This window comes from Paraburkholderia guartelaensis, from assembly GCF_004353905.1.
Lineage (GTDB): Bacteria > Pseudomonadota > Gammaproteobacteria > Burkholderiales > Burkholderiaceae > Paraburkholderia > Paraburkholderia guartelaensis.
Window position 1 is genome coordinate 31899 of record NZ_SMOD01000033.1, and the last position, 26996, is coordinate 58894.

Annotated in this window: 26 protein-coding genes and 2 pseudogenes; 10 read left to right on the forward strand and 18 right to left on the reverse strand. The window is 59.9% G+C overall.

The window, feature by feature from the left end:
- Nucleotides 1–51: 51 nt before the first annotated feature.
- From sucD to E1N52_RS31925, 4 genes and pseudogenes are all read left to right on the forward strand, one after another.
- The gene (sucD, locus tag E1N52_RS31910; RefSeq protein ID WP_133187398.1) at nt 52–933 is read left to right on the forward strand and encodes a succinate--CoA ligase subunit alpha; all 882 of its coding nucleotides are present in this window, start codon (nt 52–54) and stop codon (nt 931–933) included.
- Between the two features lie 198 nt (nt 934–1131).
- The gene (locus tag E1N52_RS31915; protein WP_133187400.1) at nt 1132–2220 is read left to right on the forward strand and encodes an MBL fold metallo-hydrolase; all 1089 of its coding nucleotides are present in this window, start codon (nt 1132–1134) and stop codon (nt 2218–2220) included.
- A gap of 284 nt (nt 2221–2504) precedes the next feature.
- Nucleotides 2505–5969, forward strand: coding sequence for an adenylate/guanylate cyclase domain-containing protein (locus tag E1N52_RS31920; protein WP_133187402.1), 3465 nt, complete (start codon nt 2505–2507; stop codon nt 5967–5969).
- A 430-nt stretch (nt 5970–6399) separates the two neighbouring features.
- A pseudogene (locus tag E1N52_RS31925) lies at nt 6400–6855 on the forward strand (IS6 family transposase); the annotation flags it as partial.
- 171 nt (nt 6856–7026) lie between these two features.
- Here E1N52_RS31925 and E1N52_RS31930 read toward each other — a convergent pair.
- The 6 genes from E1N52_RS31930 to E1N52_RS31960 all read right to left on the reverse strand — a co-directional run bounded on the left by E1N52_RS31930 (nt 7027) and on the right by E1N52_RS31960 (nt 9782).
- Entirely contained in the window at nt 7027–7344 is a 318-nt protein-coding gene (locus tag E1N52_RS31930; RefSeq protein ID WP_133187404.1) for an H-NS histone family protein, read from the reverse strand.
- A gap of 98 nt (nt 7345–7442) precedes the next feature.
- A complete protein-coding gene (locus E1N52_RS31935) occupies nt 7443–7679 on the reverse strand; it encodes a hypothetical protein (protein ID WP_133187405.1) in 237 nt (78 codons plus the stop codon).
- Between the two features lie 41 nt (nt 7680–7720).
- A complete protein-coding gene (locus tag E1N52_RS31940; protein WP_133187406.1) occupies nt 7721–8200 on the reverse strand; it encodes a hypothetical protein in 480 nt (159 codons plus the stop codon).
- A gap of 158 nt (nt 8201–8358) precedes the next feature.
- The gene (locus E1N52_RS44970) at nt 8359–8589 is read right to left on the reverse strand and encodes a hypothetical protein (protein ID WP_133187407.1); all 231 of its coding nucleotides are present in this window, start codon (nt 8587–8589) and stop codon (nt 8359–8361) included.
- A 199-nt stretch (nt 8590–8788) separates the two neighbouring features.
- The gene (locus tag E1N52_RS31950) at nt 8789–8992 is read right to left on the reverse strand and encodes a cold-shock protein (protein WP_133187408.1); all 204 of its coding nucleotides are present in this window, start codon (nt 8990–8992) and stop codon (nt 8789–8791) included.
- A gap of 472 nt (nt 8993–9464) precedes the next feature.
- Nucleotides 9465–9782, reverse strand: coding sequence for a hypothetical protein (locus E1N52_RS31960; protein WP_133187409.1), 318 nt, complete (start codon nt 9780–9782; stop codon nt 9465–9467).
- A 681-nt stretch (nt 9783–10463) separates the two neighbouring features.
- On the opposite strand from E1N52_RS31960, the gene E1N52_RS31965 reads away from it, so the two are divergent.
- The 3 genes from E1N52_RS31965 (at nt 10464) to E1N52_RS31975 (ending at nt 12792) form a co-directional block, all read left to right on the forward strand.
- Complete coding sequence (locus tag E1N52_RS31965) at nt 10464–10703, forward strand: hypothetical protein (protein ID WP_133187410.1); 240 nt, start codon at nt 10464–10466, stop codon at nt 10701–10703.
- Nucleotides 10704–11402: 699 nt separating this feature from the next.
- Nucleotides 11403–11636, forward strand: a complete 234-nt coding sequence (locus tag E1N52_RS31970; RefSeq protein WP_133187411.1) for a hypothetical protein — start codon at nt 11403–11405, stop codon at nt 11634–11636.
- A gap of 958 nt (nt 11637–12594) precedes the next feature.
- Nucleotides 12595–12792, forward strand: coding sequence for a hypothetical protein (locus E1N52_RS31975; RefSeq protein WP_133187470.1), 198 nt, complete (start codon nt 12595–12597; stop codon nt 12790–12792).
- Between the two features lie 316 nt (nt 12793–13108).
- Here E1N52_RS31975 and E1N52_RS31980 read toward each other — a convergent pair whose 3' ends face one another.
- Nucleotides 13109–13393 (reverse strand): hypothetical protein, encoded by a 285-nt coding sequence (locus E1N52_RS31980; protein ID WP_133187412.1) that lies wholly within the window; start codon nt 13391–13393, stop codon nt 13109–13111.
- Nucleotides 13394–13601: 208 nt separating this feature from the next.
- A complete protein-coding gene (locus E1N52_RS44980) occupies nt 13602–13889 on the reverse strand; it encodes a hypothetical protein (RefSeq protein ID WP_028207653.1) in 288 nt (95 codons plus the stop codon).
- A 366-nt stretch (nt 13890–14255) separates the two neighbouring features.
- Here E1N52_RS44980 and E1N52_RS31990 point away from each other — a divergent pair, with 366 nt between their 5' ends.
- From E1N52_RS31990 to E1N52_RS32000, 3 genes are all read left to right on the forward strand, one after another.
- On the forward strand, nt 14256–14540 hold the full coding sequence (locus tag E1N52_RS31990; protein ID WP_133187414.1) for a hypothetical protein: 285 nt from the start codon (nt 14256–14258) through the stop codon (nt 14538–14540).
- Between the two features lie 134 nt (nt 14541–14674).
- Nucleotides 14675–15745 (forward strand): trypsin-like peptidase domain-containing protein, encoded by a 1071-nt coding sequence (locus tag E1N52_RS31995; RefSeq protein ID WP_342777911.1) that lies wholly within the window; start codon nt 14675–14677, stop codon nt 15743–15745.
- An 887-nt stretch (nt 15746–16632) separates the two neighbouring features.
- The gene (locus E1N52_RS32000; RefSeq protein WP_133187416.1) at nt 16633–16860 is read left to right on the forward strand and encodes a phage integrase N-terminal SAM-like domain-containing protein; all 228 of its coding nucleotides are present in this window, start codon (nt 16633–16635) and stop codon (nt 16858–16860) included.
- A gap of 10 nt (nt 16861–16870) precedes the next feature.
- Here E1N52_RS32000 and E1N52_RS44620 read toward each other — a convergent pair.
- From E1N52_RS44620 to E1N52_RS32050, 10 genes and pseudogenes are all read right to left on the reverse strand, one after another.
- Nucleotides 16871–17017: pseudogene (locus E1N52_RS44620) on the reverse strand (IS6 family transposase); the annotation flags it as partial.
- 219 nt (nt 17018–17236) lie between these two features.
- Nucleotides 17237–18202, reverse strand: coding sequence for a hypothetical protein (locus E1N52_RS32010; protein WP_133187418.1), 966 nt, complete (start codon nt 18200–18202; stop codon nt 17237–17239).
- A gap of 92 nt (nt 18203–18294) precedes the next feature.
- The gene (locus E1N52_RS32015) at nt 18295–19860 is read right to left on the reverse strand and encodes an integrase (RefSeq protein ID WP_133187420.1); all 1566 of its coding nucleotides are present in this window, start codon (nt 19858–19860) and stop codon (nt 18295–18297) included.
- A gap of 533 nt (nt 19861–20393) precedes the next feature.
- Nucleotides 20394–20876, reverse strand: coding sequence for an RES family NAD+ phosphorylase (locus E1N52_RS32020; protein WP_133187422.1), 483 nt, complete (start codon nt 20874–20876; stop codon nt 20394–20396).
- Nucleotides 20873–21379 (reverse strand): type II RES/Xre toxin-antitoxin system antitoxin, encoded by a 507-nt coding sequence (gene parS, locus E1N52_RS32025; protein ID WP_133187424.1) that lies wholly within the window; start codon nt 21377–21379, stop codon nt 20873–20875. Before parS ends, E1N52_RS32020 begins: the two co-directional genes overlap by 4 nt.
- 87 nt (nt 21380–21466) lie before the next feature.
- Nucleotides 21467–22948: a UvrD-helicase domain-containing protein gene (locus tag E1N52_RS32030; protein ID WP_133187426.1), complete on the reverse strand. Its 1482-nt coding sequence runs from the start codon at nt 22946–22948 to the stop codon at nt 21467–21469.
- A 534-nt stretch (nt 22949–23482) separates the two neighbouring features.
- Complete coding sequence (locus E1N52_RS32035; protein ID WP_133187429.1) at nt 23483–24637, reverse strand: IS110 family RNA-guided transposase; 1155 nt, start codon at nt 24635–24637, stop codon at nt 23483–23485.
- Between the two features lie 54 nt (nt 24638–24691).
- Complete coding sequence (locus E1N52_RS32040; RefSeq protein ID WP_133187431.1) at nt 24692–25099, reverse strand: hypothetical protein; 408 nt, start codon at nt 25097–25099, stop codon at nt 24692–24694.
- Nucleotides 25100–25197: 98 nt separating this feature from the next.
- Nucleotides 25198–25773, reverse strand: a complete 576-nt coding sequence (locus E1N52_RS32045; RefSeq protein ID WP_133187433.1) for a DUF7713 domain-containing protein — start codon at nt 25771–25773, stop codon at nt 25198–25200.
- A 480-nt stretch (nt 25774–26253) separates the two neighbouring features.
- Nucleotides 26254–26964, reverse strand: a complete 711-nt coding sequence (locus E1N52_RS32050; RefSeq protein WP_133187435.1) for a helix-turn-helix transcriptional regulator — start codon at nt 26962–26964, stop codon at nt 26254–26256.
- Between the last annotated feature and the right edge of the window lie 32 nt (nt 26965–26996).

Consider the following 26996-nt stretch of genomic DNA (forward strand, 5'->3'; position numbering starts at 1 on the left):
CAAGAAGCGGTTTGGTGCGACGCATGACGCCAAACGAACAGAGGTCAATACATGTCGATTCTGATCAACAAAGACACCAAGGTCATCACGCAGGGCATCACCGGTAAGACCGGTCAGTTCCACACCCGCGCTTGCCGTGAGTACGCGAACGGCCGTGAAGCGTTCGTCGCTGGCGTGAACCCGAAGAAGGCCGGCGAAGATTTCGAAGGCATCCCCATCTACGCAAGCGTAAAGGAAGCGAAGGCCGAAACCGGCGCGACCGTCTCGGTCATTTACGTGCCGCCGGCAGGCGCGGCTGCGGCGATCTGGGAAGCGGTCGAAGCCGACCTCGACCTGGCGATCTGCATCACCGAAGGCATTCCCGTGCGCGACATGATCGAAGTGCGCGATCGCATGCGCCGTGAAAACCGCAAGACGCTGCTGCTCGGACCGAACTGCCCGGGTACGATCACGCCGGACGAACTGAAGATCGGCATCATGCCGGGCCACATCCACCGCAAGGGCCGCATCGGCGTCGTGTCGCGTTCGGGCACGCTGACGTATGAAGCCGTGGCGCAATTGACGGCGCTCGGCCTCGGTCAATCGTCGGCGGTCGGTATCGGCGGCGACCCGATCAACGGTCTGAAGCACATCGACGTCATGAAGATGTTCAATGACGATCCGGATACGGATGCCGTCATCATGATCGGCGAGATCGGCGGTCCGGACGAAGCCAATGCGGCTTACTGGATCAAGGACAACATGAAGAAGCCGGTGGTGGGCTTCATCGCTGGCGTGACAGCCCCTCCGGGCAAGCGCATGGGCCACGCCGGCGCGCTGATCTCGGGCGGTGCGGATACGGCCGACGCGAAGCTGGAAATCATGGACGCGTGCGGCATCAAGGTGACGCGCAACCCGTCGGAAATGGGCCGACTGCTGAAGTCGCTGCTTTGATCAGGAGCGGCAACAATAGGGATGTAGAACACGAACCCGCGCGCGGTGCAGCCGACGCAACCAAAGTCGCCGAGCACAAGATCGACCGTCCGATCCGTGGATCCTCAAGACACCAACGCTGTGGTGCTTTGGCTTGTCGGGCGTCTCGCTGAACTTGGCTGCCTACGTTGCTCGCGCTAAACGAATCGGTCCGATTCCATGAGTGACGAGACTCTCATTCCTCCTCGAGACGATAAGCCCGTTCTTCACTACCCTTGTGGCGAAGCGCCCGCAGCCGGGACGGTCAGCGAAATTGCGCCGGGCGTGCTGTGGTTGCGCATGCCGATGCCGCTCGCGCTCAACCACATCAATCTATGGGCATTGCGTGACGGCAACGGATGGGCAGTCGTCGATACCGGCCTGCAAACCAGCGACACGGCAGCGGCTTGGCACAAACTGTTTGCCGACGGCGGTGCTTTGGCGCAAGGCAGACTGACGCGCGTCTTCGCCACGCACATGCACCCGGACCATATCGGCATGGCAGGGTGGCTCACGCGGAAGTTCGACTGCCGGCTTTGGATGACCCGCATGGAATATCTGATGTGCCGGGTCTTGGCCGCCGATACCGGACGAGCCGCACCGGACGACGGCGTGCGCTTTTACCGGCAGGCGGGCTGGGACGACGACGCGATCGAGCTCTACAGGATGCGCTTCGGCGGCTTTGGCAAGTTCGTGCACGCGTTTCCGGACAGCTTCCGTCGGCTTAGCGACGGCGAGACCCTGAACATTGGTGAGCATTCCTGGCGTGTTGTAACTGGCAATGGGCACTCGCCCGAACATGCATGCTTCTACTGCGCCGAATCGAAACTATTGATCTCCGGCGACCAGGTATTGCCGCGGATCTCATCCAATGTCTCGGTCGTCCCGACCGAACCGGACGCCAACCCGATGGAGGACTGGTTAGCATCCCTCGACAAACTGCAGCAAATGATCCCCGACGACGTGCTCGTGCTGCCCGCACACAACGAGCCGTTCAGGGGACTTCACGAGCGCCTGGACTATTTGAGACGAAGCCACCATGCGACGCTCGACCGGCTAAGGCAGGCTCTGGTTCAGCCAAAGCGCGCAGTGGATGTATTCCCGCAGCTTTTCTCACGTCCGATCAGCTCGGCGGAGCCTGGCTTGCTCGGCATGGCCACCGGCGAGAGCATCGCACACCTGAACTACCTGTTGCACCGCGGCGAAGCGGAGATGGAACTCCGGTCCGACGGTTGCGCATGGTATCGCCTGAGCCGCTCGATCCATTGACGTGAGCGTCCGAAGATGGCTAAAGCGACCGCTCAGGAGGGACGTGTCTGGCGCTTCGAGTGCTATTAGTCGGAATCTCGACGAGATGAGTGAATTATGGGGCGCACTCCGCGACCTCGCCGGCTTCAATCAAGAGCGCAGATCGCTGCCAAACTGCCGATAACTAAGGCATCGGCACCGAATGTCTGCCAGGATGAGCCGGAAAGCTCATTCAATCTGTGTTGATGCGCAAGTCGATTACGCGTCTAATGGCCGGGAAGCACGCGAAAACGTCGAGTAGTTATATGCGCTGCACAAACTGTGGGTTCGAGAACCCCGCCGGGCACAACTTCTGCGGACAATGCGGGGCTAGGCTTGCACGGATCTGCGCGAACTGTGGCCAGGAATTGAACCCGACCGCGCTGTTCTGCGGCGCATGCGGCGCGCCTGTGAGCGAATCATCGCCATCGGCGTCCGCTGCCCCGATTCATTACACCCCACCCCACCTGGTCGAACGCATCCTCGCCGAGCAGGCCGCTCTGGAAGCCAGGGGAGAGAGCGCCGGTGAACGCAAGACCATCACCGCGCTGTTTGCCGACATGGCGGGCTCTACAGCCTTGATCCACGACCGAGACCCGGAGGAGGCCCATCGTCTGATCACCCCCGTAGTGGCTCTGATGATGGAGGCCGTGCACCACTACGAAGGCTATGTGGCGAAGTCCCTGGGCGACGGGATCCTGGCGCTGTTCGGTGCGCCCATCGCCCATGAGGACCATCCCCAGCGTGCGCTGTACGCGGCGCTGCGCATGCAGGAGGCAATGCGCCGCCATGCCGACCGGCTTCGGCTGGAGCTGGGCGTCCCGTTGCAGATCCGGGTCGGCATCCATACGGGCGAAGTGGTGGTGCGCTCGATTCGCAAGGACGACTTGCGCACGGATTACGACCCGGTGGGGCACACGATTCACATCGCCTCACGCATGGAGACAATGGCCGCGCCTTCCTCGATCCTGGTAAGCGAATCTACCCATAAGCTCGCAGAGGGGTATTTCGAGTTCAAGGCCCTGGGGGACACCCAAGTGAAAGGTATCCCCGAGCCGCTCGCCGTTTATGAGGTGCTCGGTCTTGGCGCGCTGCGCACGCGCCTGCAAGTGGCGGCACACCGCGGCCTGGTGCGGTTCGTGGGCCGCCAGGCCGAGCTGGAAGTGTTACATCGCGCGCTTGAGGAGGCGGTGGCGGGTCATGGGCAAGTCGTCGCGGTGGTCGGCGAGGCCGGGGTCGGCAAGTCGCGCCTGTTCCTCGAGTTCAAAGAGCGCTCGGCGCGCGACTGCCTGGTGCTGGAGACTTTTTCTGTCTCGCATGGCAAGTCCTTTGCATACCTGCCGCTGATCGATCTCCTGAGAAACTATTTCCAGATTGCCGTCGAGGACGACGAACGGCGTTGCCGGGAGAAGGTCACCGGCAAGGTGCTGACGCTCGAGCGCAGCCTGGAAGACTTTTTGCCCTACCTGCTCTATCTGCTGGGCGTAAGCGAACCGGGCTCCGCGCAGGCGGACATGGACCCCGGCATTCGCCGCGAGCGCACATTCGAGGCGGTCACGCGGCTGCTGGTGCGCGAGAGTCTTAACCAGCCCATCGAGCTGCTGTTCGAGGACCTGCAATGGCTGGACAGCGAGACCGAGGCGTTCCTCGCGTTCCTCATCGACCGCGTGGCGAGCGCTCGGATCCTCCTCCTCGTTAACTCCCGGCCCGAGTATCAGCCCCGCTGGGGGCAGAAAAGCTACCAGACGCAACTGCGGCTCGACCCCTTTGGCGAGGCTGAAGCCCAAGGCTTGCTCAGCGCTCTGCTGGGGGACGAACCCGCACTTGCGCCCCTCAAACAGATCATTCTGGAAAAAACGGAGGGCAATCCCTTCTTCATGGAGGAAGCCATCCAGACCTTGGTCGAGGAAAAAACGCTACTCGGCGCGCCCGGCCATTATCGCGTCGAGAAGACTCCTGCCGCGCTGCACATCCCAACTACCGTGCAGGGCGTGCTCGCTGCCCGCATCGATCGGCTGCCCCCTGCGGAGAAGTCGTTGCTGCAGACCCTTGCCGTGATCGGCAAGGAGTTCCCGTGGAGCCTGATCCGGCAGGTCTGCAGTGCTGGTCACGGTGCGCCATCTGAAGACGAACTGCGCCGTCTACTGTCCCTCCTGCAAGCCGGGGAGTTCATCTACGAGCGGCCAGCCTTCCCGGAGGTGGAGTATGCGTTCAAGCATGCCCTCACCCAGGAAGTTGCGAGTAGCTCCCTGCTCGCCGAACAGCGCGGCGCGATGCATGAACGCACGGCGCAGGCCATCGAGGCACTCTTCGCCGGTCGGCTCAAGAACTACTGCGGCGAATTGGCGCACCACTACAACCTGAGCGGTAACGTTCCAAAAGCTGTGGAGTACCTGCACTGCGCTGGCCAGCAGGCCCTCAAGCGTTCTGCCACGCTTGAAGCGATCCAGCACCTCGGCACGGCCCTGGAACTGCTGAAGCACTTGCCTGACACGCCCGAACGCGCCCGCCAGGAGCTGACATTGCAGCTCGCGCTCGGTCCGGCCTTGATGGCCGCCCGAGGCTATGGAGCGCCTGAGGTGGAAGCGGTCTACACGCGCGCGCTGGCGTTGTGGAAACAGGTTGGAGAGACGTCGCAACTCTTCCCTGTGCAGCTAGGGTTGCTGACCTACTATGCGTTGCACGCACAGTACGCCACTGCGCGCGAGTTGGGCGAGCGGTTGCTCTCCTTCGCCCAAGACGCGCGGGACCCGGAATTGCTCGTGGAAGCGAACAGCGCGCTCGGGACTACCTTGTTCTTTCAGGGCGACTTCGGCACTGCCCATGCCCGACAGCAACAGGTGCTTGCGCTCTACAGGCCCCAGCAGCATCATGCGCATGCCTTCATTTACGGGACGGATCCCGGTATACGCGACCTTAACTTGTCAGCTTGGATCATGTGGTATCAGGGCTACCCCGATCGGGCATGTAAGCCGAATCAGGAGGCTCTTGCGCTGGCTAAGAAGATGTCCCACCCCTTCAGCCTGGCGTTCACCCTGGTTGCTACGGCCGTATTGCACCAGTTCCGCCGCGAAGCGCAATTAGTCCAAGAGCGCGCTGAATCGGCAATCGCTCTTTCGACCGCGCAGGGGTTCCCATTCTGGCTCGGGTGGGGAACGATCCTTCGGGGTTGGGCGCTGGCCGAACAGGGGTGTCTCGAAGAGGGGATTGCCCAGATGACCCAGGGTCTCTCCGCCTACCGAACTGCAGGAGCCGAACTGGGGCGCTCATACGTACTGGGCCTGTTCGCTTCAGCCTATGAGCATGCTGGGCACGCGCAGGCCGGGCTGGGCGCGCTTGCTGAGGCGCTTGCCATGGTCGAAAGAACGGGAGAGCGCTATTACGAAGCGGAACTGCATCGCCTTAGGGGGGAGCTGATCCTTCATCAGTCGGATCGTCAACACGATGGGGCGACGGAGCAGGAAGCCGAAGGACATTTTCACAAAGCCATCGAGAAAGGCTGCCATCAGGGCGCCAAGTCGCTGGAGTTGCGCGCCACCCTGAGTCTCGCCCGCCTGTGGCAGAGACAAGGCAGGACGGAGGCGGCCAGCAAGAAGCTGAGCGAGATCTACAGCTTCTTCACTGAGGGGTTCGATACCGCTGACCTGCTGGAGGCCAAAGGACTGCTCGATGAGCTGGCTCCGAGCGGCCTTTCTGGTATGTCGCCGAGCACTTCACGCGGCGACGCTTGACACCGCGGGAACCGCCGGATTAGCGCGGATTCAGGCTGCCACCGACAGGTAGCGCAACGATTAGCCCAATGAGCCGCTACAGGGGTGACTTCGATTTCCGTACAAGTCTCCGGCTAGACGCACCCAAGCCAGCCGTGGGTTCACCTTCGACTCCCAAATAAAAAGCGCGAAAAATCAGTTGGTTGCTGTCTATCCGCCCGCGCCAGAACGCGTCAAAGCTCTTTGTAAGCCGCGTTAGTTTAGTTAGTTATACCTACAAGCTCCCCGATATCTTAACTATATCGCGCCCACAAGTCGCTTCGCGAGAGCGGCCAGCAGTCGGACGGCGCTTTAAGGCGTCGCGCTTCTCGAGGGAACAGGCACCGAGCTCGCATTTGCCGGAAGATCTGGCTTAACAGAATGGGGCGAGGGGTAATCGTCCGATTACCCCCGTATGGACGAAACGTACGTTCGGGTCAGGGGCGAATGGAAATATCTGTATCGCGCCGTGGACAAGACTGGCAACACGATCGATTTCCTGCTGCGAGCCCGTCGTGACAAGGTTGCGGCCCGGCGCTACTTCGAAAAGGTGATCGCGCACAACGGCGAGCCGGAGACCGTGACGATTGATAAGAGCGGATCAAATCTGGCGGCGCTACAGGCGCTCAATGTTGAACGTGAGACGCCGATCAGGATCCGCCAGAAGAAGTACCTGAACAATGTCATCGAGCAGGATCACCGCGCCATCAAGCGTCGCACCCGGCCGATGCTGGGGTTCAAGAGTTTTCGATGTGCACGCATCATACTCGGCGGCATCGAGTTCATGCACATGATCGTCAAAGGCCAGATGAACGACGGCGGCATCGCGCTAACTCCCGCCCAGCAGTTCCACTCATTGGCTGCATAAGTATTCCTCATCATCTCGGATTTGTTTGACTCGACTTCCTTATCGCGACAAAACCCAGCGACGACCCCGGAATCAGAATTCCTGATTTTCCGACCGTTGATTCATGCAGGCGATCGCGGTCATGCGATCAGCGACGATCATGGGCAAAACCAGAAAGACGCAAAGTATGGTCTAACGGGCGTTAGACCGGGCGAGTGGGCTACCTGCGAATGGGTCGTTCGTCCAGTCTGCGCCTGCTTGAAGGGAGGGCGTGGAAACACACCCTGACGACAACTCAAAGTGCCCTAAGGACTGTCCAGCGCTAATCGCCTGCTTCAGCCATTGAGGCATCGCCCCTTCGCCGCTCCAGCTATCGCCGTTCGCGCTACGGTAGCGGCCAACTTCCGGCGCGGCAGCGAGTGCTGCAGCGACGTCATCCGGGGTAATCCCGAAGTCCGCCATGCGGTGGCGGAGATAGGCAATCATGCTTTCTCGCTTGCGTTCGTCCATGAAACCTGTTTCCTTTAAATCGGTATCCTGTGTTTTTCTAAACGGCATGCGACAACGCGCGATAGGCAAGTCCGCTTTTCGCGTTTTACGGCGTCAAACTATTCGTTAGGGCCGAGCATGACGTCGACTGACGCCTGGCCCGCGATCTCCGCGACGAAGTACGCCCAACGACGGGAAAACGGGCCGCTGCGGACCTTGATACGCTGGCCTGGCGCAGCCACTCCCGGGGCGGAAGTCTGACCGTCTATGCGGAACCACGCGTCAAACATGTCTTTAGAAGTGGGCACCAGGTCAACACAAATCTCAAACCCGCGATACTTCAGCGTTCTTTGCATACAGCTCCCTCATATTCCGCAATGCAGCTAAGGCCGCTGCCTCACAGGCGCTGCACCGCACCCACGTAGCTTTCTATCGATTCTTTCAGTTGCTGCGCTGCGGCCTGCACAGGCGACGGCAGCTCTCTCAGTGCGAGTCGGGTGGCAACACCGTCCAGCCGCCTCCGAAGTTCTACCACGGGATGAATAACCCGGTCGTCTTCATTGGCGGCGGCGAGCATCCGATGCCCGTCGACATCATCAACCGGCATTTCGAAAACCTCAACCAGTTCCCCACTGACCGCGACCTGCATGACCAATAACGCCATCTCGGCTCCTTGTGATTCGATTGACGGGAATAGCGTTGTGTCGATCAGGCGACCGAACCCCGTGATCCGGTTGAGTGACATTCTGGTCAGGCACGAGACCGAGCACCCTTGAGGTGCTTCATTGCGACGTTGTGTGATTGTGTGATTGACGCGGGTGTAACGGGCGTCGTGTGTCGTGAGATACATCATGCGGTGAGCATCCCGCGCGTCCATCTGCGACTCCCGGGCGCTAAACCGCCCGCCGGAATGACACTGGTCCATTCGAAAGTTGGTGCTATCGCTGTGTATCGTTACGATCAGATGGGCCCTGCACCGACGGCCAGTCAATCCTCGACGCCGTCCATCTCGCCGCTGCTACGCAGCGGTGCCGACTAACCGCGACTGTCGACCCAGTCACGTGCCCAAGTGGTAGCGTGTCCCAGTGCCTGCGTTTCGTTATCGAAATACTCGAGCGCGTGGAACTTGTAGGAAACCCGATCAACGTCAAGGGCACCATCCCTTACGAGCAGAAGATTGGCGGCAAACCAGCCGTCCGGTAATCGGTGCGCAGATGGGGAGACTGAATAACCGTTGTATTGGTGAAGTTGTTTATTATTTTGCATAAGCTATAATCGAGCGACACCCGCACGGTATTTATGCCGTACAAGCGAAATAAATTGGAATTGAGGCGAGACGGATCGTGTCGCAAAGACAAATGATGCGCACGTTGAAACACGGCGATCAGATCGGGAGCGCACGGCTCCGCGAGGATACTAGTCAGGCAAACAAGCAAAGGGCCGGTAAGCCGGCCCTTGAAATACGTTACAGCGGCGAGATATTCGCGGCCTGCATACCCTTCGGGCCGCGCTTTGTTTCGTAGCTCACCTTCTGATTTTCTGCGAGCGTCTTGAAGCCGTCGCCCCGAACTTCCGAGAAGTGAGCGAAGAGATCGTCGCCGCCAGCGTCAGGAGTAATGAAGCCAAAGCCTTTGCTATCGTTGAACCACTTGACAGTACCGGTATCCATGAGAATTCCTTGAAATAAAAATAACAGCTCCGTTGCGGAGCGACAAAAATTTCAAGGAAGAGGAGAGGACAACGAATACCGCTCAGGAGAGGCGGAAAATAGTGATCAGCAATCGAGCTTCTTGAATATTTCAAGAGTCACAATACCCCAGCAAGCAGGGACTGTCAACGCATATCGTGAAGCGGGCTCGCTATCCAGCAACGCGTCGGTGAGTTGATCGTTATCGTAAATTCCATTGCGGACCGAGGAAAGCCCTGCGGTTGCTGTGCTCGTCAAGAAGAAACGACTGCCAGGTGCGAGTTTTGGCTTCGGGTAATCTCGCGTGTTTTGTCGTATTCCCAGAACCACTCGCCATGCCGGACCCCATCATAGCTGCGGCTGGGGTTGGAAAAGCTGAGTGCCATGTGTCGTCGTTCGCTCTGCGCCTTTGATGGACCGGGTTGAACCGCTCAACCTGCGCGGAGCGCTCCCTCTAGCGCCGATCGCCTTTCATGCTTTCGGCTTCCATCGCGGCATGCAATTCCTCATACGCCTCGATTGGTTCCATGTCCTGATCGACGAACGCTGCTGCGCGCTCTGCGGCGGTCGACGCGTCGCCCGAGATATCGCTCTGGCTGTCGTCGTCGGTACTTGGCGGCAGCAGCATGTCCTCAAGCATCCCGCGCAGTTCGGGAGTATTCCACGGCTTGCCCAGCTTGGCCTTCCTGTTCACGTAGTGACGGATTTCCGAGTCTTGCTCGGCCGTGAGCGGAAGCCCGCGAAAAGTGGGGTCTGTGTTGTGATGGATCATGATGCGCCTCCCGAAGCGGTTTGCGCTTTCAACGCGCAGATGTCAGCGTTGAACGTTACAAGTTGCGTGTGTTCGCTGGGCCACGTGTCCGCGGCCCAGCGAGTTACGTCTTTTTCTTGGCGACAACTTCGTTCGCAACCCGCGAATGAACCGTGTTGTACGGCTTTGCCGGCACTGACGGCTTCTTGGGCTGCTTGGGCTTTTTCGCTTCGCGAGTGCTGCGCAATTGACTCTTGGCCATGGTGTTGCTCCTGGTGCGTTACATGACAAGTTGGCATCCCCAGCATACGCGCTTAGCTTGGTCGCGGCGTGAAAATCAACTGATGTGGCGTGTCGCTACGCGGAAAGCTGACAGGGTTGGTCGATTGGGAGTCGCAGCTTCAGGAGAAATGTGAAATTCCCTTTCGGGTCGCGCGCGGCCGATGGCTCCCTCGTGAGGCGGGGAAAGCATACGCTCATTGCTAAGGCAAACCGGCCACTTGCGGAGGTTCGGCACATTCGCCTGGATCACCGACAATCGGGGCGCATTGGTTGACCAAATTGGAAGCTGTGGTCCTGAACGTCCCGATAAGCAGATTTTGACGAGCGTATGGTGGCGCATGCGTGACTACCTGGCCCAATAGTTGCGTAAGCCGTCCAATGCTGACTCATGTTAGGCTCGATGACGAAAGGGAGGCTTTCATGCACCGAACGATCGCGTACCGCGGCTTCGAGATTCAGGTCGAACTGACTCCGGCTGCTGATGAGGACACCTTTGACGTGACCTTTCAGATAAAAGGCGCCACAAACCTCGAAGTGCTCGGCGCGCGCGGAGGCCGCATCCCGTTGCGCAACGGCCCTTTTACTGAGCGATGGGCCTATCCGGTAGCCGAAATCGCCGGTCAAGCTGCAATCGACGTGTTACTCGGTCCCGTGGACTGATTCCATATTTGTTTCCCGACCCAATGCACTCAGTGATCGCATAGGAGGACGGCCCCTGGCGACTAGCTGCAGGGGCCTGCTGCATTCGGTGACGACGGGCGCGAGCGGAGCAGCCGGGCGAGTGCAGCAAGCCTTGATGCAGATGTCGGTCAATCTACGGACCGTCGTGCAGGACGTACGGAACGAGGTCAATCAGTTGCGTCTGGCCATCAGTGAAATCGCCGCTGGCAACAGCGACCTTTCGGCGCGCACGGAATCACAGGCCGCGAGTAGGCGCGCGAAATGCGAGCCGCGCGGCAAACAACGACAACAGATGCGGTGCCTGTTGCCGGGGACGCCTTGCCCGGCGACGCACGCAGGCTGGATTGGTGGAACGGAACGCGTTTGGGCACCCTGCAATCAGTGGCTGGCGAACTGGAGGTAACGGTCAAAATAGGAACGACCGCCTCGGGCAGCACGCAGCATGCGTAGGACGTTGAACCGTCGCAATACGCAACCTGGGAGCGGAGCCTCGGACCTTGGCGAAAGCGTGGGCAACCATGGTCCGCCTGCCAGTGCTGCAGCTGCTTCGGCACCACATTCAGGAACTCCCGGAATGCAACCTGAAGCGCGTTTAGATTGCGGACATGTAAAGCGCATTATGGCTCGGATATTCATGCGATCCGTGCCATGCGCCGGGTCCGCGACCCAGGAGCAGACATGAATCGATTGATCACCTATCGGGGTTTCGAAATCCATGTGGCACTGACCGAGGTTGCTCAGGATATGTACAGTGTGACGTTCAGGATAAAGGGCCATAATGTTGGCCGCACCAGCATCGACGGGGCTGTCGTTCCTGTTCGACATGGTCCGTTCTCAGAGCGCTGGGCGTACCTTGTAGCGGAGATTGCCGGTCAGGCTGCCATTGATATTCTCATTGGTCCGGAATCGTAGTTCCATGCCCATCGCTTGTCGGGCATTGGTCGATTGATCAATATGCAGCGGACCGCCACAGCTGCTTCGCTTACAGGGTATTGCTCGTCCAGCGGCGGGGAACGGCATTGCAAAGGTTCAACGGTTGCCATCCGCCCGGTTGCGCGACGCTCGTAAGTAAAGTGCTTCGGTTGATCCAGACCGGCAAGTTCCCTTCGAACTTGATGTGCGAGCCGGTGTCAGTGCCCGTGCTGAGCCGCAGGACCTTCTCGGCAGCTACGCGGAGGCGATTGTCAAACTTTGGTGCCAATGGCCTGAGGGAGACGGCGGAGTCCGCCGCCCCAATCAATTCCGGAATTTGCCTGCAACGTCAACATGGTAGCGCGTTCGCTTGCTGCCGGGCAGGATTGAGCACATCATGTGCTTGGGAGGGGGACTTTCGACTGCGCGCCGGCCTTCCCGACTGCCTGCGGGAGGCCTTATGGAAACGCGCCTTGATACCTTCCACGGGTGGCAAATGAAGGCAATAGTCGAAAGCCGCCCCACAATTACGGATGGTCCGAAATACTACATTGTCCAGCCCGCCACATACAAAGAATTCTCAGCGGCTGAGCCCCTTAGCCCCGCCATGAAGGGTCACGTGGACTTCCCTTTTGACACCGCGGACGCGGCTTTTCATTCGGCATTCTCGGATTGCAGGCGCGCCATCAGGAATGAGATCAGATTTCGTGGTCTGCAAGACATCAGCTAGTGCCAGTGTTCCGTTGTCGACATCGGAGGGGGTGCCTGACATGAACAAGCGCATCTCGATCTGGTTTTCACGCCCGCTCGTACATAGGAAATGACCGCCGGTGAGAATTTGGTGGCGATCGCGAGCGTTGGCGCGTCGCTACGGTCCGCAGAGCTGAAGCGAATCAATATTGGGGGCGGCCTTAAGAATTACACCCAGGCTGCCGAACGTCTCAACCAGGGAGCAACGATGACCCCAGATGATGTGATCTCTGTCTTCGAGCAACTGAATCGCGAAGGTCGCGCCGCGGTCGATCTGGATCATGCCTGCGCGAGCTTTGCAAGATGGCTGGCCAGTGCATGGGATGATCTGGACGCAGCTGACGCTGCGTTGCTGACGTCCGTGGGTGCTGCCCTGTGGCGCGAAGGGTATGCAAGGAGGTACTGAGATGGGCTTGCTTGATATACAGCCATGACGGCACGGCGCTGACGGCTATGTGACAGGTCGATCGAAATTGGCCACCGCATTCGCCGACCGCGTGAAGGTAGTGGTCGCTCCTGGCCAGAAACGATATCTGTTATCTCGTGGAGATCTCCTGCAGACTGGCCGGGTTAGACGTGAATCTCGAACTCGCGATACCCGATCGTCCGAGACATGGGGCGCTCCATTGGATTGATGGCTAGACATGCTAAAAACATCATCGAAAAATGTGCGCTCGAGTGGTTGCGCTCGCTGTCCACAACGAATGCGCTCGTTGGTGCAATCAGAGCGCAGCCAGTAACCGGAGTTGATGTTCGCTTTCGGTCCCGCGAACCAGTGCGTAGGCCCGCATCTGCGCGCGCTCAATGAGCAAAATGGCCTCCGAGCCGGAAAAGGCGTTCCACGCGTCGTCCGCGATTGATGTCGGCGCACCCTGTGCTCTCGCGAACGCCCGCAGAAGAGGGCTTGCCTCGCGGCGCACGACATGGCGGTCAGCGTTTAAAACGTACGGCAGGCAGCCAGCGCGTAAAACCAGGTAGTACGGAATTTCGGTGCGGTCACTTTGCATGGAGGTGACACCAGTCTGGAGGGGTGCGTGCAGTCAGGTTCCCGGTTCCCACGGGCTTCCGCCGCGTTTGCATGAACGAAGGAAATGCGCCTGAGGATGGACGACACCAGTGGCCGCATTGTAGAAGCCGCTACGGTCAAGGCGGCATCGAGGAAAGTGCAATTCTCCGCCGGGAAAAATCGGCTGATGTCACACGCCAGCAGCCCTTTCACATATCGACGACCGAAGAACCGCTCACCTTTCCGTCGATGATGTCCTTTCCATGCTGCCGGGCGGCACGCCTCGCCATACCGAAGTCGGATAATGCGTGCGCCTGGTTCGGCCTGAAAACACGGCTTGCGGCAGAGGTCGCTATGGCGCCCGGGCGACATATCCGTACCGCAATGTCATACCCTTCGTCGTAACGGGAATGTCCGTCAAAGCGACTGAATGTGCGAGCGAAGACGAGGGGATGAAGTTCGTACCCCCTGTAGAGAAGAAGCGGTCGTGTCGGCATGTTGGTCACTCCAGAGGGGGAGCCCCACTATACCTTGATAACGGAACCGCAGGGCGGCGCAGATACGTTACCAGAATTGAATTGACCGACGGTGCCGGCGCGCGTATGGTGGTTCACGAGGTCTACAAAGCAGTCACTGCCGGCATGGTCGTCAATCCTGTTTCGGATGACATGGCGACGGCTATCAGCATCATTTCTCCTCCAACTGCAGGTGACCCCCTTCGATAATGCTCACCGACAACTGCGCGGTCGGGTTGCTTCGCCTCGCTGGTACGGCTCGTCAGGTGCTTTGGATATCGCCTTCGGCCAGACCCGCACAACTATCAAAAAACCGGCTGCATGCTGTGGCCAAAAGGGAGTTTCCTGATGACAACCATTCGCCGTTATCGAGGCCTCGATATTTCCCTGCTCGTGTATCCCCACCGGGCGACCCAGGCAGGATTTGGCCACAATTACGAGGACGGATTCGATGCGTCGATCCGTATCAGCGAACCCGATTCCGGGATTGACAACTCCCGCAGCCGGCTCTTCCGTGTGCCCGGCAAGCATCCTTTCGCAAATACCGGCGATGCGAGGCGCGCGTGCGTGGCCTATGCTGAAATGTTGATTGACGGTCACGGGTTTGATCGCACGATCGATGCGCCCGCCTGAGTGGCCCAGCCAGGCAGGCCATGCGCCGGATCGTGCACGCGGACTTCCGAACGGTACGTCCTCGCGCAATTCGGCCCCCGTCGTGATTCGCGACGCCACAACGCATTGAAATCACGATCACGTCGGGAGTGACCATGGATTCTCGCCTCACCAGGATGGAACACAGCACTGGAACGAGCGACGATGCGCTCGAATTCCATCGTAGTTCTAACGGTGACAGATGGCTTCTGTGTCGCCGCGAGCCCAAGGCTCCCATCGTGCGCCATCTGTCGAACGCGGCTTCGGGGGGCACCGTATCGGAGTTGGCGGTTGGCGCGTTTCTGTCGTCGGAGAACTACGGCCCCGAGCACGAAGCACTGCTCGAACTCGTCGCCGGGTCGATTCCGCACGGGAAGAGGCCTGCTCAACCAGACGGCGGGCCTGTTGCCTCGGCGCGAGACCCAGGCGATCGCCCGGAATCACACACCCAGGTCGGCGCGGATGCGCTGCTGCTCGCCGTGACGCGTGTATGTACGTTTGCGCAGGAGCGTCGGTTGACCAATGCCAGCGGCTTCTTCTTCCAGCAGGAAACACGTCTCTTTCTCGTGACCAGTCGGCACGTCATGATCGACGTGTCCGGTGAACATTTCCCCGACCGGCTCGAGATCGAGTTTCATGTCGACGCGCAGAACCTGGCCGCCGCGACGTGGATGTCCGTTCCGTTGTACACCGCGGGACATCCTCTCTGGCGTCAGGGAACGGATGACGGTGGCGAGATCGACGTAGCCGTAATCGAACTCGACAGGGGCGCGTTGCCTGCCGGCGCAAAGTTCCAGACCTTCGGCCCCGGTCATCTGCCGCGCCCTGGTGATGCAATGCCGATTGGGGCATCGCTGCTGATCGTCGGTTTCCCGCTCGGGTTCCACGATTCGCTTCACCACCTGCCTGTCGTTCGGCAAGGCGTTCTGGCTTCGGCGTTCGGCCTGCGCTTTCAGGGCAAGGGCTGCTTCGTCACCGATGCAAGAACTCACCGCGGCACCAGTGGCGCACCGGTCGTCCTGAGAGCGCCATCGGAAGGCAGAACGCCCGACGAACTGCCGTGGCTGCTTTTAGGCGTTCATTCTTCGAGCATTGACATGGGCGGCCGGGATGAGCAGATGGACGAAACGCTCGGACTGAACAGCGCATGGTATGCAGATATTTTGATGGTGCTGACGGCTCACTAGCGCGCCATCTTGCCCGTCTGCCGCCGTAAGGGCCGCCGCCCGTTCACTTTTTCCAGCAGGCGCAACGGCCGCATCGAATTCCGCGCCTTATGCATCGTTGCGGCGATTGCCACCACAGATTCCTTTGCCCACTTCGAACACGGAGCACAGGCTGCCCCACTGAAACGCCAGAGGCTATATGTCCCCACTCCTGGAGTTCCTTGCAACGTTGCCACAATTTCATGCAGACCGCCTGGCTTGCAGAGTTATCCATATTGAGACGGGATGTGTGCTTTCCATCGTCGATGACAGCCTTTCGCCTCCTGCCTCGATGTTGAGCGCCAGTTGGCCTGGGCAACCGGAGAACCAATCCCACAGACTCGAAGGCCTCGATGCAATAAATTTCTACATGCGGGAAGCAAGAGCGTACGGGGCAGAATCTGCGTCGATAAATCGTGCTGTTGCCACCCTTGATCACGCAATGGGCGGATTGAGCGCGTTTTCTGCCGCAGTCAAGTCACGGGATATGTTTATGGGTGTCCCGCGCAACAAATAGATGGAGATTCGCTTCTCATGTCGCAACGGTGACAGAAGCATCGCGGTCTACATCGACGGGCTCTCAATTCGATGACCTTTGTGACCATACGGGCACTCACCGGGAGGCCGACGCTGCGACTGGTTGAGAAGGGATCGTCTGCTGCCGGCTGCCGCCTGCAAGCGGTGCCGACTCGCGGGTAGTAGAAGCCGGGGCCGCCAAGGGTGCGGTGCGAGTGCGCTAATCCCCGCTGACGCGGGAGGGGGTGGCCGTCCAGCGACATCGGCTCCGGGATCATCGGCGGGACTCATCCGTTCGAGTGCGACAATGGCAGTGCAGTTTGCTGCTGTGACCACTCAGAGCGGAGTCCACCATGACACTTCTAAGTCGACGCATGATCGAGGATATGCGCGTGCGTAACCTCGCAGCCAATACCCAGCGCCTTTACGCGTCCTACGTCAGTGCGTTCGCCCGTCATTTCGGACGCTCGCCCGAGCTGCTCGGGCCTGAGGAGATTCGCGCCTGGCAATTGCATCTGGTTGATGCCCAGCGCTCGGGTTTTGTCGCGATAAGGAAGTCGAGTCAAACAAATCCGAGATGATGAGGAATACTTATGCAGCCAACGAGTGGAACTGCTGGGCGAGAGTTAGCGCGATGCCACCGTCGTTCATCTGGCCTTTGACGATCATGTGCATGAACTCGATGCCGCCGAGTATGATGCGTGCACATCAAAAACTCTTGAACCCCAGCATCGGCCGGGCCGGCGAAGGTCGGGCGGCGATGCCGGAGCGGCGGTTTTGGCCGATCATTTTTCCCCGATGGATAGCAGGGAATGGACAAACTTCATCTGATCTGCATTCCTTTGTTATTTTACATAAATCAAATTGTCGAATTTCACACACAGGCTCTTTATTGCTGTCGTTGTGCGCGCATATAGTGGTTGCATGGTGTTCGGGGGCCAGCGATCAGCTCGCCGCTCAGGGAAGCGATATGCCAATGCCACCGGCCGCATGCTTCAAGACCTTGTACGCGTCAGGAGCTGCGCCCATAACTTGGACTGTCTCGCCGATGACCTTCAGCAGCCCCGTGATTTTCAATTTGCTGAATTTCGCTTTGGAAAGCTCGACGACCGACTCTTCCGTAATCGCCGACAGTTCATCTCGGTCATGTTGTGGCAATGACGCCTGGAGGAGTTCGTTTTGCAGCGCGCGAAGTGCACTAATCACGTTTGCAATATCGGCGGTCGCCGAATTGTTTTGTGTCACCGTCGCAGTGGCGTTAGCTCCAGTTTGCACGGAAGCAACGGCGCCGGTGAATGTGAAATTCTGAACATGTGGGGATTCGGAACCGGACATTGCCGCTTTTACCTCTTCTATCCATAGGTCGAAGTCAATGCCACGATAGTACAGCGTCATGTGTGGCCCTGGTTGCGTCGTGCGAATGTACTCTTTTGCGACGAGATCGCGGACGGTGATGTTGAGATCTGCCACGTACCGCTTCAGTGGTTGCTGCATCGAACGCGCGAATTCGAATTCGAGCTCGTTGATCTGGAGCCCGCGCCCAGTAATGCCCATCATCGACCGAAAAAGCAGCTTGCGAATCCTTCCTTGCATCTGTAGCGACGGGGGCCGTGGCAATTCCGTGGCATGGCTGCCGAGCGGCTCGGGGCTTTCGCGAATCTGCAACCCGGTTTCAACATCCATTTTCACTTCAAGACAGTCAATTTTCGCCAGCGCAAGCCAAAGCTGCGCAATCTGTGTCTGAACGCCAACTGGATCCCCTTCGAACGGATATTGCGGTTGCGCGGTGAAAAGGGCATCTTTCCACGCGACCAGCGAAGCAACTCCTGGGAACTGTCCTGCGAGGGCGTGGATAGCCTGCTCAAGGGTCGCAGCCGACAGGACGAGACCTTCGACTTGTCGCTGTAGGCCTGAAGGGTGCATGGCGTTATCTCTTTGAAGTTATGGCATTCAGGTGAGGGAGGGCGTCTGTACCTGTGGCGATGAGGTTGCTCGCATAGCCCTCGGGTGGCTGCTCAGGTGATTTCAAGCAGCTCTACACATCCTAGCGGTGAATCGCGTCCGGCCAGCGTCAGAGCAAGGTTTGCCTTGGCGACGAGTTCTAGGGGCTTCAGATTTTGCACATAGTGTCCGTGAGTGATGCGGTCCATGCCGGCGCCAGCGAGGCGGGCGACGGTGCGCAGGTTTGCAGCAAGCGCGACACTATCAAGTTTTGCGCCGTGCAAGATGAGGTTTCGCTGCCGGTACAAGCGGTGAAACGAATCACCGATTGCTTCCCGGATCGTCTGCAATTCAGGGTGCGGATTGGCAAACAGCTTCGTAAGTCTTGCGACTGCCGCTTGGTCAGTGAGCGCACGCATCGGGGGAAGGCGTTGTTCGATGATCATGCTGGCGAGAATACGGCAACGTTCGCGATTCGTCGGGGCGTTCTGAAGTTCGGCGGCTACCGCTGGATCTGTTTGTTCCGCCCTGTACGAAAGCGCCGTGAGTTCCGCGCGAGGGAAGGAGCAAGTGACCAACGTGGCTAGGTGGTCGGCTGCCGAGGATCGGTCGCTCGGGTCCGCGAGCAAGCCCTCAATCGCACCCCAGCCGCCGGCTACCGCCGCAGGAGGCGAGCTTTCTTCAAGGTGTGCCATCAGTTCGATTGCGGCATCCACGCTCTGATTTGCATCGCTGGAGAAAACGCGATCTTCGCGGAATAGTTCTTTTACGCCGACGCCGCGGGAGTGTCCTTTAAGTGGGAAGGAATTGCTCGCTCCTTTAACCCACAGGTGAGGAAGCCGGTTGAGCGGGGCACCGGTTGCGATCAACGCACGCGCGGCATAACGATCGGTTTCGTTCCGTGCCATCTCGGCGGCGCCAACGACATCGCGAGCCTGCACGCGTAAAATCATCGCGACGGGCGAGCGGACTCCCGCAGTATCGAACCCGTTTTCCCTCAACCAACCTGTGACGGCTGCGTCGCGAAGCCACGTGGTCGGAATGCCGTTGAGGAATTCCGGTTTTGTGCCAAACGCCAGCATGACCTCGAACTCTTTCCTTGGCGCTGCCACCATCGCAGTGTGCAACTCGTCACAAAGCTCGGCCGCGGTGATCGGGTCGGGAGCGTCAAGTCGTGCTTTGATAAAGTCGTGGAGGTATTGACTTGAGAAACCGGCATCGAGCAGATGGGCGCCGACGCTGCGTGCGAAATGTTCGACCTTCAGGTTGCCCGCCCTGAGCGCGCCAGCCCATCGGGTCAGGTAGTCTCTTGAAACCCTCTCGGAAAGTTCGCGGATCCCGTAGTGCGCTGCACCTTCCGCTCGCGGAACCTGCTGGACCTGTTGACGAAGAAATTGTCGCTCGGGCTCAGTAAAGGCCGGATGTACACCGACCCGCTTTTGCAGCGACGAGGCCATACGTTTAATCGAGGCATCGCTCAGGTGACCGTGTCTTAGCGCGGCACACCCTTCGTAAAGCTCGTCCATCGCGAGGATGATCCCGATACCCCAGAGGGACCGATTCCAAGGGGTACGGTTCTGAAGGAACTCAAGCAGGCGGACCACCGCTACCTGCTCCAGAGGATTGACAAATGTAAGCATGCGCATTATTATGCCAGTTCGGTCAGTAGAGGTACTGGCCTACAGGCTAGGCGGGGCGCGACCCAATCAAAGACGGTAGTTCTAGAACTTCCTGAACTGAGCGGCTCAAGCCCCCATTTATTGAAGGCCCTGCGTACACGCAGGGCCTTTTTTATTGCGCGCAAAAATTGGCGCTGTCCGCATTGTCGGGAAGACTGTTTGGCTTCTGGACGATACGGGCTTCGAAGTGCGACGGTAGATCGTCACGCAGGGAGCAACGCAAGCGCAATCTCGGGCGGGCGGTATGTTTCACCGCGCCGCATTGAGCTCACGCGCGCCAACATCGGCGTCAGCTTTCCCGGTCAGATTACCGACGGTAGCAAACTTCCAATTGTAGCTTTCTATACTTTACATAATTAAGATTATCGCATTTTCGAACGATCGTGCTTTTTAGGTTGGATGTCTGGAGAGCACCTTGGCCGCCGGCACGCACATCGCGAACCCTGATATTTGATCGCGGGGCATGGTTCATCCGCCTGCAATCGACATCGGCCTCATCGCGTCGGCTGGCCAAACAGCCGCGGATCCAGCGTAAAGGGTTCCGTGTTGATCACCTTTACGCTTGCCATTTCCGGATGCATCGGGTTCAGCAGCAGATTGAAGTCGGTAGGACAAACGACCGACGGGACCCGCATCGCCAGTTGCTCGCCCGCTTCAAGCCATTGCCGGCCAAGCGCCCTTGTGGCTGCGGGATCGCTCGTCAGGTCCGCCCAACCCTCTGGGAGATCCGGGACAAGAGCGGCATCGTAGACAGCGTCCGGCACCTCCAGCGTCACGAGGAAATAGCCACCGGCCGGCAGCAAGCCCGCCATGTGCACCAGCGCCTCAAGCAGCGCCGTCGACGCGTGGCAACAGGTGTAAAGCACCCGCATGCCACGCGGGTTCCAGCGGCCGCCGGCGATCGCCGCACCATTGCCGCTCAGGTCATCGGCACGGTAATACCCGCGCCGTTCTTTTGCCAGGCGGTAAAGCCTCATGCAGACACGCCGTGAATGACGCGCAGCAGGATCTCACGCACGCGGTCGTAGCCCGGTTGCGAGTCGAGCACCTCGAGCGGGCTGAGTCCACCCAGTTCCGCATTCGATCGCTGCATCCACTCGGCGGCCAGCGCTGGGTCCTCAAACACCTCGACAGCAAGCTGACGCACATAGAGCACACGCGCAACGCGATCCGACTCGGCTGGCGACAGGCGCTCCGCGCGCGCCACCTTGCGCAGGATCGTCGAACTCGGCAGATTGAGACTCGCGAGCAGCGTCTGCACCGGCACGTGCAGCAGGTCCTTCGCCACGCGCTCGATGATCGCCGCTTCCATGCCTTCCCGGATCTGCCGGCGTTGCTCGAGCGGGTCGAACCTGACGAGGAACGTTTCGATATCGTCAGCGTGGGCGCCGGGTCTGCCAGAGCCGGCCAGGGCCTTGCCGGCACGTGCTGCGCCCGGACGCGAGGCCGAGTGACGGCCGGACGGTTGATTCAGGGACATGATGCGGGTCTCCCAGATGGGATTTTCATGACTCCCATTCTAGATTAATCTCAAACGGGAATCAAGTTTCTCCCATTTGATGACTTATTATGCTGACCGGTCCTGGCGCCGGAGACTGAGAAGCCGCAGCAGTTCGTCTCGCAATTCCGAGATATCCAGGACATGCTGCGCCCGGGTCACGGCCACATAGAGGAGGCGGAGCTCATCGTCGTCCGGCATCTGGCTTCCGTCGGCCCCGCGCAGGCGGAAATCGTTGGCAACCTTGACCCGCTTCCACTCGAGACCCTTGGCACGGTGGACGGTTGAGATCACATAGTCGGCGGCGCCCTCCGCCGCCGAACGCTGCGCCAGGGCCCGCAGGTAGCCGATCCCCAGCTCGTCGACGATGCGCACAACCGGCAGCAGGTCCTGACCAAATGCACTGCGCGCAAACGCCTGTGCGTCGCTCCATGTCTCGAACAGCGAAAACGCCGCCGGACGGAACGCGCGCTGGCCGGCCAGCAAGCGGTCAGCGCCGTCAGCGTAAGCGAGAATCTCGGCGGGACTCATCCGGATCGCCGGTCGGTGCCCCGCCTCGAGTCCGGCGGCGAACTGCCAGAGCGCCGTGACGTTCTTCCGGCACAGGATCGCGTCGACCGGCGGCGCGAGCGCGGGATCCTCCACCATGATCGAGCCGATGGCTTCCTGCCCCCGGACGGGCGTGCGCTCACCGAGCAGTGCGAGCAGGCGGCTGGCAAGCGCCGCGAACGTCGCACCAAAGCGGAACGATTCCGTGAGCGCGCATTCGGGCGCGTCGATCTGCGCCATCGCATTGACCGCGCCGCGCCACTCGTAGATCTGCTGGTAAGGGTCGCCCACATAGATGATCTGCGCGTGGCGCTGCCGGTCAAGGACCGAAAGCATGACACCGTCGCTGTCCTGCGCCTCGTCGAACAGGATGTAGTCGGCTTCGATGCTAGGCTGTGAGAATGCCCAGAGCTTCAGGAGCACGTCAGGCGAAATGGCGCTCGCGGCGCGCGCAGCTGCGCCCTCCTCCCAGAGCCGCCCGACGTAAGGCAGCAGGTAGGTGCGCAGTTGCGCGGCCATCGCTTCGTCGATCTTTTCATCGACGACAACGTGCTGCACTGCCGGCTGGGCATCCGCGGACCGGCAGAACCTGTCCCGCCCATCGGCAATCATCCGCCCGATCTCGAACGGGGCAATCTCGACGGCCTTACCCGTCACCGTCCGCACTTCAAGCGGGCCAAGCCCGTAGCGTGCGGCAAGTTCGTGCGGCGGCTCGCCCTGAAGGCTCATCCGGCTTCTGAGCGACGGCTTGGCGCAGGCCCACGCCAGCGAATGCATCGTCCGTGCGCCGACGTGAGGTGGAAAGCGCCGGGCGGCGCTTGCCGCGATTTCCCGGTTGAACGCGAGATACATGCCGCGCCGCTGGCCGAAGTGCTCGGCCACGAGCTGGAGTGTGGAAGTCTTGCCCGCGCCAGCGAAGGCCTTGACCTTCAGGTTCCCGGCCCCACGCGCCGCCGCGATCACGGCCTGCTGCTCTCCTGTTGGACTAAAGCTCCTCTTCACGCGATACCGGACCTCATGTGCGGTTGCTCCAGACGATGTCGGGTCGCTGATTTTCGCATGACCCGCAGCCGATCGAGCGGCCCCGCGCCGGACGCGGATTCAGCACATCTGGCGTGGCGAAATCCCACAGCGCCCGTCAGGTCTCAACAAGCTCCAGCCCGTTCTCGGCACACCATTGCCTTCTATGAGAAAAATGTTGTCAAGGTCATTTTTGACTGGATTGTGAATTTCCGCCATGTTCCTCCAGGCGTCTTAACAGAAAGGTGATACCCCTGTTGCCAGAGGAATTTTTTCGTTCGAAGCCCGAATCGTTGCGCTCGTGAGACCCAGTGTCCCACTGCCTTCTATCCGCCGGCGCGGTGACCGGCCTCATCCTGCATGCGCGTTACGCCGGAATCGTTTACCGGGAACATGCCCCATCTCAGACATCGGTTGTATCAGCAACCTGGCAATGGTTCGGGCATGTCCAATTCAGACTGTTTCTTCTACGTACGACTGACGCAAATAAACCTCTTGCCTGCTAAACCTGAAGGATTACGTCGACTTCAGCTCTGCGCCTTCGGGAATGACGCCGTCTTTCAGATAACGCCATAGCGCAATCGCGAGGCGCCGCGCGATTGCGACGATCGCGATGCGCCGTGCGCGGCGGTTTGGTCCCGTGCCCTGAGTGCGCTCGTTGAACCAACGCGTGAGCGCGCTGTCGGGCTGGAAGCGAAGCCAGCACCACGCCATCTCGATGAGTAACGCGCGCACTCTCCGGTTGCCCTGCTTGCTGATTCCCTGGTCAACCTGGCTCTCGCCACTGTCGTAGGGCTGGGGCACCAGCCCCGTACAGGCACCCACCTGGCGGCGGTTGCTGAACCCTCTCCAGAACAGTTCAAGCACGAGGCGTGACGCGCCCACTTCACCAATCCCTTTGAGGCGCGCGAGGTCATCGCACCGCTGGCGCGCCGGTGCGGGAAGGCTTGCCTGCCGTGTCGTCTCGAGCGCAGCGAGCTGCTTCTGCGCCAGCGACAGTCGTTCGCATTCGCGCAGCAGCCGCTCCCGCACTTCGGGCGGCAGCGGTGCGCCGTCATGGCACTTCACCTCCTCGCGGGCAAGCCGGTCGGCGAAATGCCTGTGACCGACTTCATCCCAGCAACCGAGCGTAACCAGCAGCTTGCGCATGCGGTCGCGATGTTGCAGCACTTCCTTCTGCAGCTGGCCGCGATCGCGTATCAGGTGCCGAGACGCTTCGTCCTGCGGCGAAGGCATGTGCACCACATGCATGCGGTCGCGCTCGCCGCGGAGCCACGCGCGCAGGTTGACGACCAGCTTGATGGCATCAAGCCGGTCGGTCTTCGCACGCCGCTTCTGGCGTTCGACCGGAATGCTGGCTGGGTCGACAACGTAGCAGGCGATATGCCGGGTCTGTAACGCGCGACAGATCCAGAAGGCGTCCTGACCAGCCTCATAGCTCACGGCGATTCGTACGTCTGCCGGCAGTAACCACTTTTGCTTGTGCGCCTCGATCAGGTCCAGCACCTCCTGCAGGCGCGCCGCAGCCTGCGGTTGCGCGACCGTGTGCACGGCTGGCTTCTCGCGCCGCCCGTCGTGGAGCGCGACTTTCCATTTGGCTGCTGCCAGTTCCAGCGACACTGCCAGCACCAGTCCGTCACCATTATCCGTGTATGCCTGATCGATACGCATGATGTTCTCCTAGAGAGCCAAACCTCAGCACGCTGATTTTAGGCGTCAGCGTGTTCAGGTCCTCGCTACATAGGATCTCAGCGCCCTTTCGACAGCATCGGTTTCAAACGAATACCAGCGCTCGAGGACGCCTTCACGTTCCAGCAGGCCCTTGAAACGCGCATAGGCCCCTCGTCTCCGGAAAAATTCTTCGACCTGCTCGTAACATGCAGGCAACGTCTGTGCGACAAAGCGCAAGGCGAGATGGCTTCCGAGATCAAGCTCGCTCTTGTGCGGTATCGCAAGGTAGCGGTCAGAGGTTTCGAGGTCATCAGGTATCTCCTCGTCGAACGCCTCGCTGGAATCGGAAGTCCACCAGACTTTGCCCGTATCGAGCGAGATATACGCGCTATGTTCCATCGGCGCCGCGCAGCTGACAAAGTCGAACGCCATGGAAAGATTGTCGTGCCTCACTGCGACCATGGCTCTCCTCCGGCCTGGGTGATAACCGTTCGAGGCGCCGGTTCGCAAACCGGCTCGGGCCAGTGACGGCCGCCCGTTTAACGCATCGGCACCACGACTCAAAGCTCGTCGCTCGGGTCAGCGATCTCGAGCCGGAACTGCCATCCTTCCATGCTCATGAGCATTCGCCCAAGATCGTCCCATAAGACCTCCTTGCCGTCGACGACCACGAGTGGCAGGTGGCCTGGCTGGGATTCGTCCCATTCGATACGCCCGCGCACCATGCTGTCGATGATCCGGCGCTCACGAAAATCGACGTGCCTGAACGACAGCGCGCGACGAATCTTCTCGATGAGGCGCCCGAGTAGCACGAATACATCGTCGTCAGCTTCGCCGATCAGCTGGAACCGGTAACCGGCGGGAAGCTCACCTTGAAGCTCGAAGCCATCCAGCGCAATCCGGGCGCCCAGGAGCCGGAGCTGGAAATGGAACTGGTGGGCATCCCCCTCGCAATCAATCAGCTGGATGGGGTCAAGCCGAACGTTCTCGAAATCGGTGAATCCGGCGGACTCGGCAATCCTGGCATTGAAGCACGAAGTGCAGAGTAACTCATAGTGGCCATCGCCAGAACCGCAGTGGATGGTGTCCCAGGGTGGCGTCTGGTTGCCGCATTGTTCGCAACGCTCGTGTGCCATGTCGTGCCTGCTGTAACGTTTTCCCTGCGATCGCCAGGATGTTGATTTCCGGTTGCCGTTTTCGACATTATTGATCGGACGTTGCCGGCAACATGCGACCCACGAAGGCGCATTGGGGTGCGCAGCAGCTGGCGAACGGATACCGCTATTTTGACAGACACGGCGAGCCGCGCCCAACTGATGCCAGGCGTCTGGCGCCATGTGACCAGCAAGGTGACACGCCATCCATGACCGATGCGTTCGATGACGTCGTGTCGCATGGTGGTTTGCATGCGGTGGCGCTACGGGTGATATGCCCGAAGCCTCGTAACTGGCATCGCACCGATATGAAATATATAGGAATACGAATCAAAACAAAAATGCGATCATTGTTTTTATGTAAAATTTGCGTTATGTTAAATCACGTAGTGATCCTAAGTAAATCATTGAAACGTATTCCGTAGCGCCGTCATCAGCTCGTCTCCTCCATTCCTTCGGCTGTCAAGCTCTGTCAGCATCCTGCTCGTAGGTAGAACGCGCCAGATGCTCGTGCAATCCGGCTATCAATTCCGCACGCCGAGCCGGATAGCGCGAGCCCTCGACTACCGAAAGAATCCGGTCGGTCCGGAATGTGCGAAAGGCGCCTCGTAGTTCACACCAGGCGGCAAGCACGCGGGCGCTATCCATGAAGCCGATCTGTACGGGCCAGACCACGCGTTGCGAGCGACGCCCGGCTGCATCGGCATAGACGATCTCCAGGCGGTGTTGCGCCCGGATTGCCGTACGCAGACGGTCGAGCTCAACCACATTGTCGGGAAAGGACGTTGCCGACGGCCCAGGCAGTGCCAGCGGCAGATCGAGCGTCACAGCCGCATCCGGCGGCAAGACGGCGCTAATTTTCTCCTTCGCTGCTTTGGCAGCCGTTCTCAGCACGTCATCGCCGCGCTGATCGACGTAGCGCAGACCCAGCATGATCGCCTCGAGCTCCTCGCGCGCGAACATCAGCGGCGGAAGGAAATAGCCGGGTTTCAGCAGATAACCGACACCCGCACTGCCTTCGACGGGTACACCCTGCGCCATCAACTCCGCCACGTCGCGATAGATCGTCCGTTCCGAAACAGCGAGCTCGTCCGCGAGCCGGGCGGCCGTTACCGGACGCCGCCTCGTGCGCAGGAACTCTATCAGGCGCAGCAACCGCCCCGAACGTGACATGCAAGGCCTCCTCTCCCAAACGGCTGGCAAAT

Excerpts from the sequence above, each read along its gene's own strand:
- sucD (WP_133187398.1), top strand. The coding sequence starts at position 52 with ATGTCGATTCTGATCAACAAAGACACCAAGGTCATCACGCAGGGCATC.
- E1N52_RS31915 (WP_133187400.1), top strand. The coding sequence starts at position 1,132 with ATGAGTGACGAGACTCTCATTCCTCCTCGAGACGATAAGCCCGTTCTT.
- E1N52_RS31920 (WP_133187402.1), top strand. The coding sequence starts at position 2,505 with ATGCGCTGCACAAACTGTGGGTTCGAGAACCCCGCCGGGCACAACTTC.
- E1N52_RS31930 (WP_133187404.1), bottom strand. The coding sequence starts at position 7,344 with ATGGACGAACGCAAGCGAGAAAGCATGATTGCCTATCTCCGCCACCGC.
- E1N52_RS31935 (WP_133187405.1), bottom strand. The coding sequence starts at position 7,679 with ATGCAAAGAACGCTGAAGTATCGCGGGTTTGAGATTTGTGTTGACCTG.
- E1N52_RS31940 (WP_133187406.1), bottom strand. The coding sequence starts at position 8,200 with ATGGACGCGCGGGATGCTCACCGCATGATGTATCTCACGACACACGAC.
- E1N52_RS44970 (WP_133187407.1), bottom strand. The coding sequence starts at position 8,589 with ATGCAAAATAATAAACAACTTCACCAATACAACGGTTATTCAGTCTCC.
- E1N52_RS31950 (WP_133187408.1), bottom strand. The coding sequence starts at position 8,992 with ATGGATACCGGTACTGTCAAGTGGTTCAACGATAGCAAAGGCTTTGGC.
- E1N52_RS31960 (WP_133187409.1), bottom strand. The coding sequence starts at position 9,782 with ATGATCCATCACAACACAGACCCCACTTTTCGCGGGCTTCCGCTCACG.
- E1N52_RS31965 (WP_133187410.1), top strand. The coding sequence starts at position 10,464 with ATGCACCGAACGATCGCGTACCGCGGCTTCGAGATTCAGGTCGAACTG.
- E1N52_RS31970 (WP_133187411.1), top strand. The coding sequence starts at position 11,403 with ATGAATCGATTGATCACCTATCGGGGTTTCGAAATCCATGTGGCACTG.
- E1N52_RS31975 (WP_133187470.1), top strand. The coding sequence starts at position 12,595 with ATGACCCCAGATGATGTGATCTCTGTCTTCGAGCAACTGAATCGCGAA.
- E1N52_RS31980 (WP_133187412.1), bottom strand. The coding sequence starts at position 13,393 with ATGCAAAGTGACCGCACCGAAATTCCGTACTACCTGGTTTTACGCGCT.
- E1N52_RS44980 (WP_028207653.1), bottom strand. The coding sequence starts at position 13,889 with ATGCCGACACGACCGCTTCTTCTCTACAGGGGGTACGAACTTCATCCC.
- E1N52_RS31990 (WP_133187414.1), top strand. The coding sequence starts at position 14,256 with ATGACAACCATTCGCCGTTATCGAGGCCTCGATATTTCCCTGCTCGTG.
- E1N52_RS31995 (WP_342777911.1), top strand. The coding sequence starts at position 14,675 with ATGGATTCTCGCCTCACCAGGATGGAACACAGCACTGGAACGAGCGAC.
- E1N52_RS32000 (WP_133187416.1), top strand. The coding sequence starts at position 16,633 with ATGACACTTCTAAGTCGACGCATGATCGAGGATATGCGCGTGCGTAAC.
- E1N52_RS32010 (WP_133187418.1), bottom strand. The coding sequence starts at position 18,202 with ATGCACCCTTCAGGCCTACAGCGACAAGTCGAAGGTCTCGTCCTGTCG.
- E1N52_RS32015 (WP_133187420.1), bottom strand. The coding sequence starts at position 19,860 with ATGCTTACATTTGTCAATCCTCTGGAGCAGGTAGCGGTGGTCCGCCTG.
- E1N52_RS32020 (WP_133187422.1), bottom strand. The coding sequence starts at position 20,876 with ATGAGGCTTTACCGCCTGGCAAAAGAACGGCGCGGGTATTACCGTGCC.
- parS (WP_133187424.1), bottom strand. The coding sequence starts at position 21,379 with ATGTCCCTGAATCAACCGTCCGGCCGTCACTCGGCCTCGCGTCCGGGC.
- E1N52_RS32035 (WP_133187429.1), bottom strand. The coding sequence starts at position 24,637 with ATGCGTATCGATCAGGCATACACGGATAATGGTGACGGACTGGTGCTG.
- E1N52_RS32040 (WP_133187431.1), bottom strand. The coding sequence starts at position 25,099 with ATGGTCGCAGTGAGGCACGACAATCTTTCCATGGCGTTCGACTTTGTC.
- E1N52_RS32045 (WP_133187433.1), bottom strand. The coding sequence starts at position 25,773 with ATGGCACACGAGCGTTGCGAACAATGCGGCAACCAGACGCCACCCTGG.
- E1N52_RS32050 (WP_133187435.1), bottom strand. The coding sequence starts at position 26,964 with ATGTCACGTTCGGGGCGGTTGCTGCGCCTGATAGAGTTCCTGCGCACG.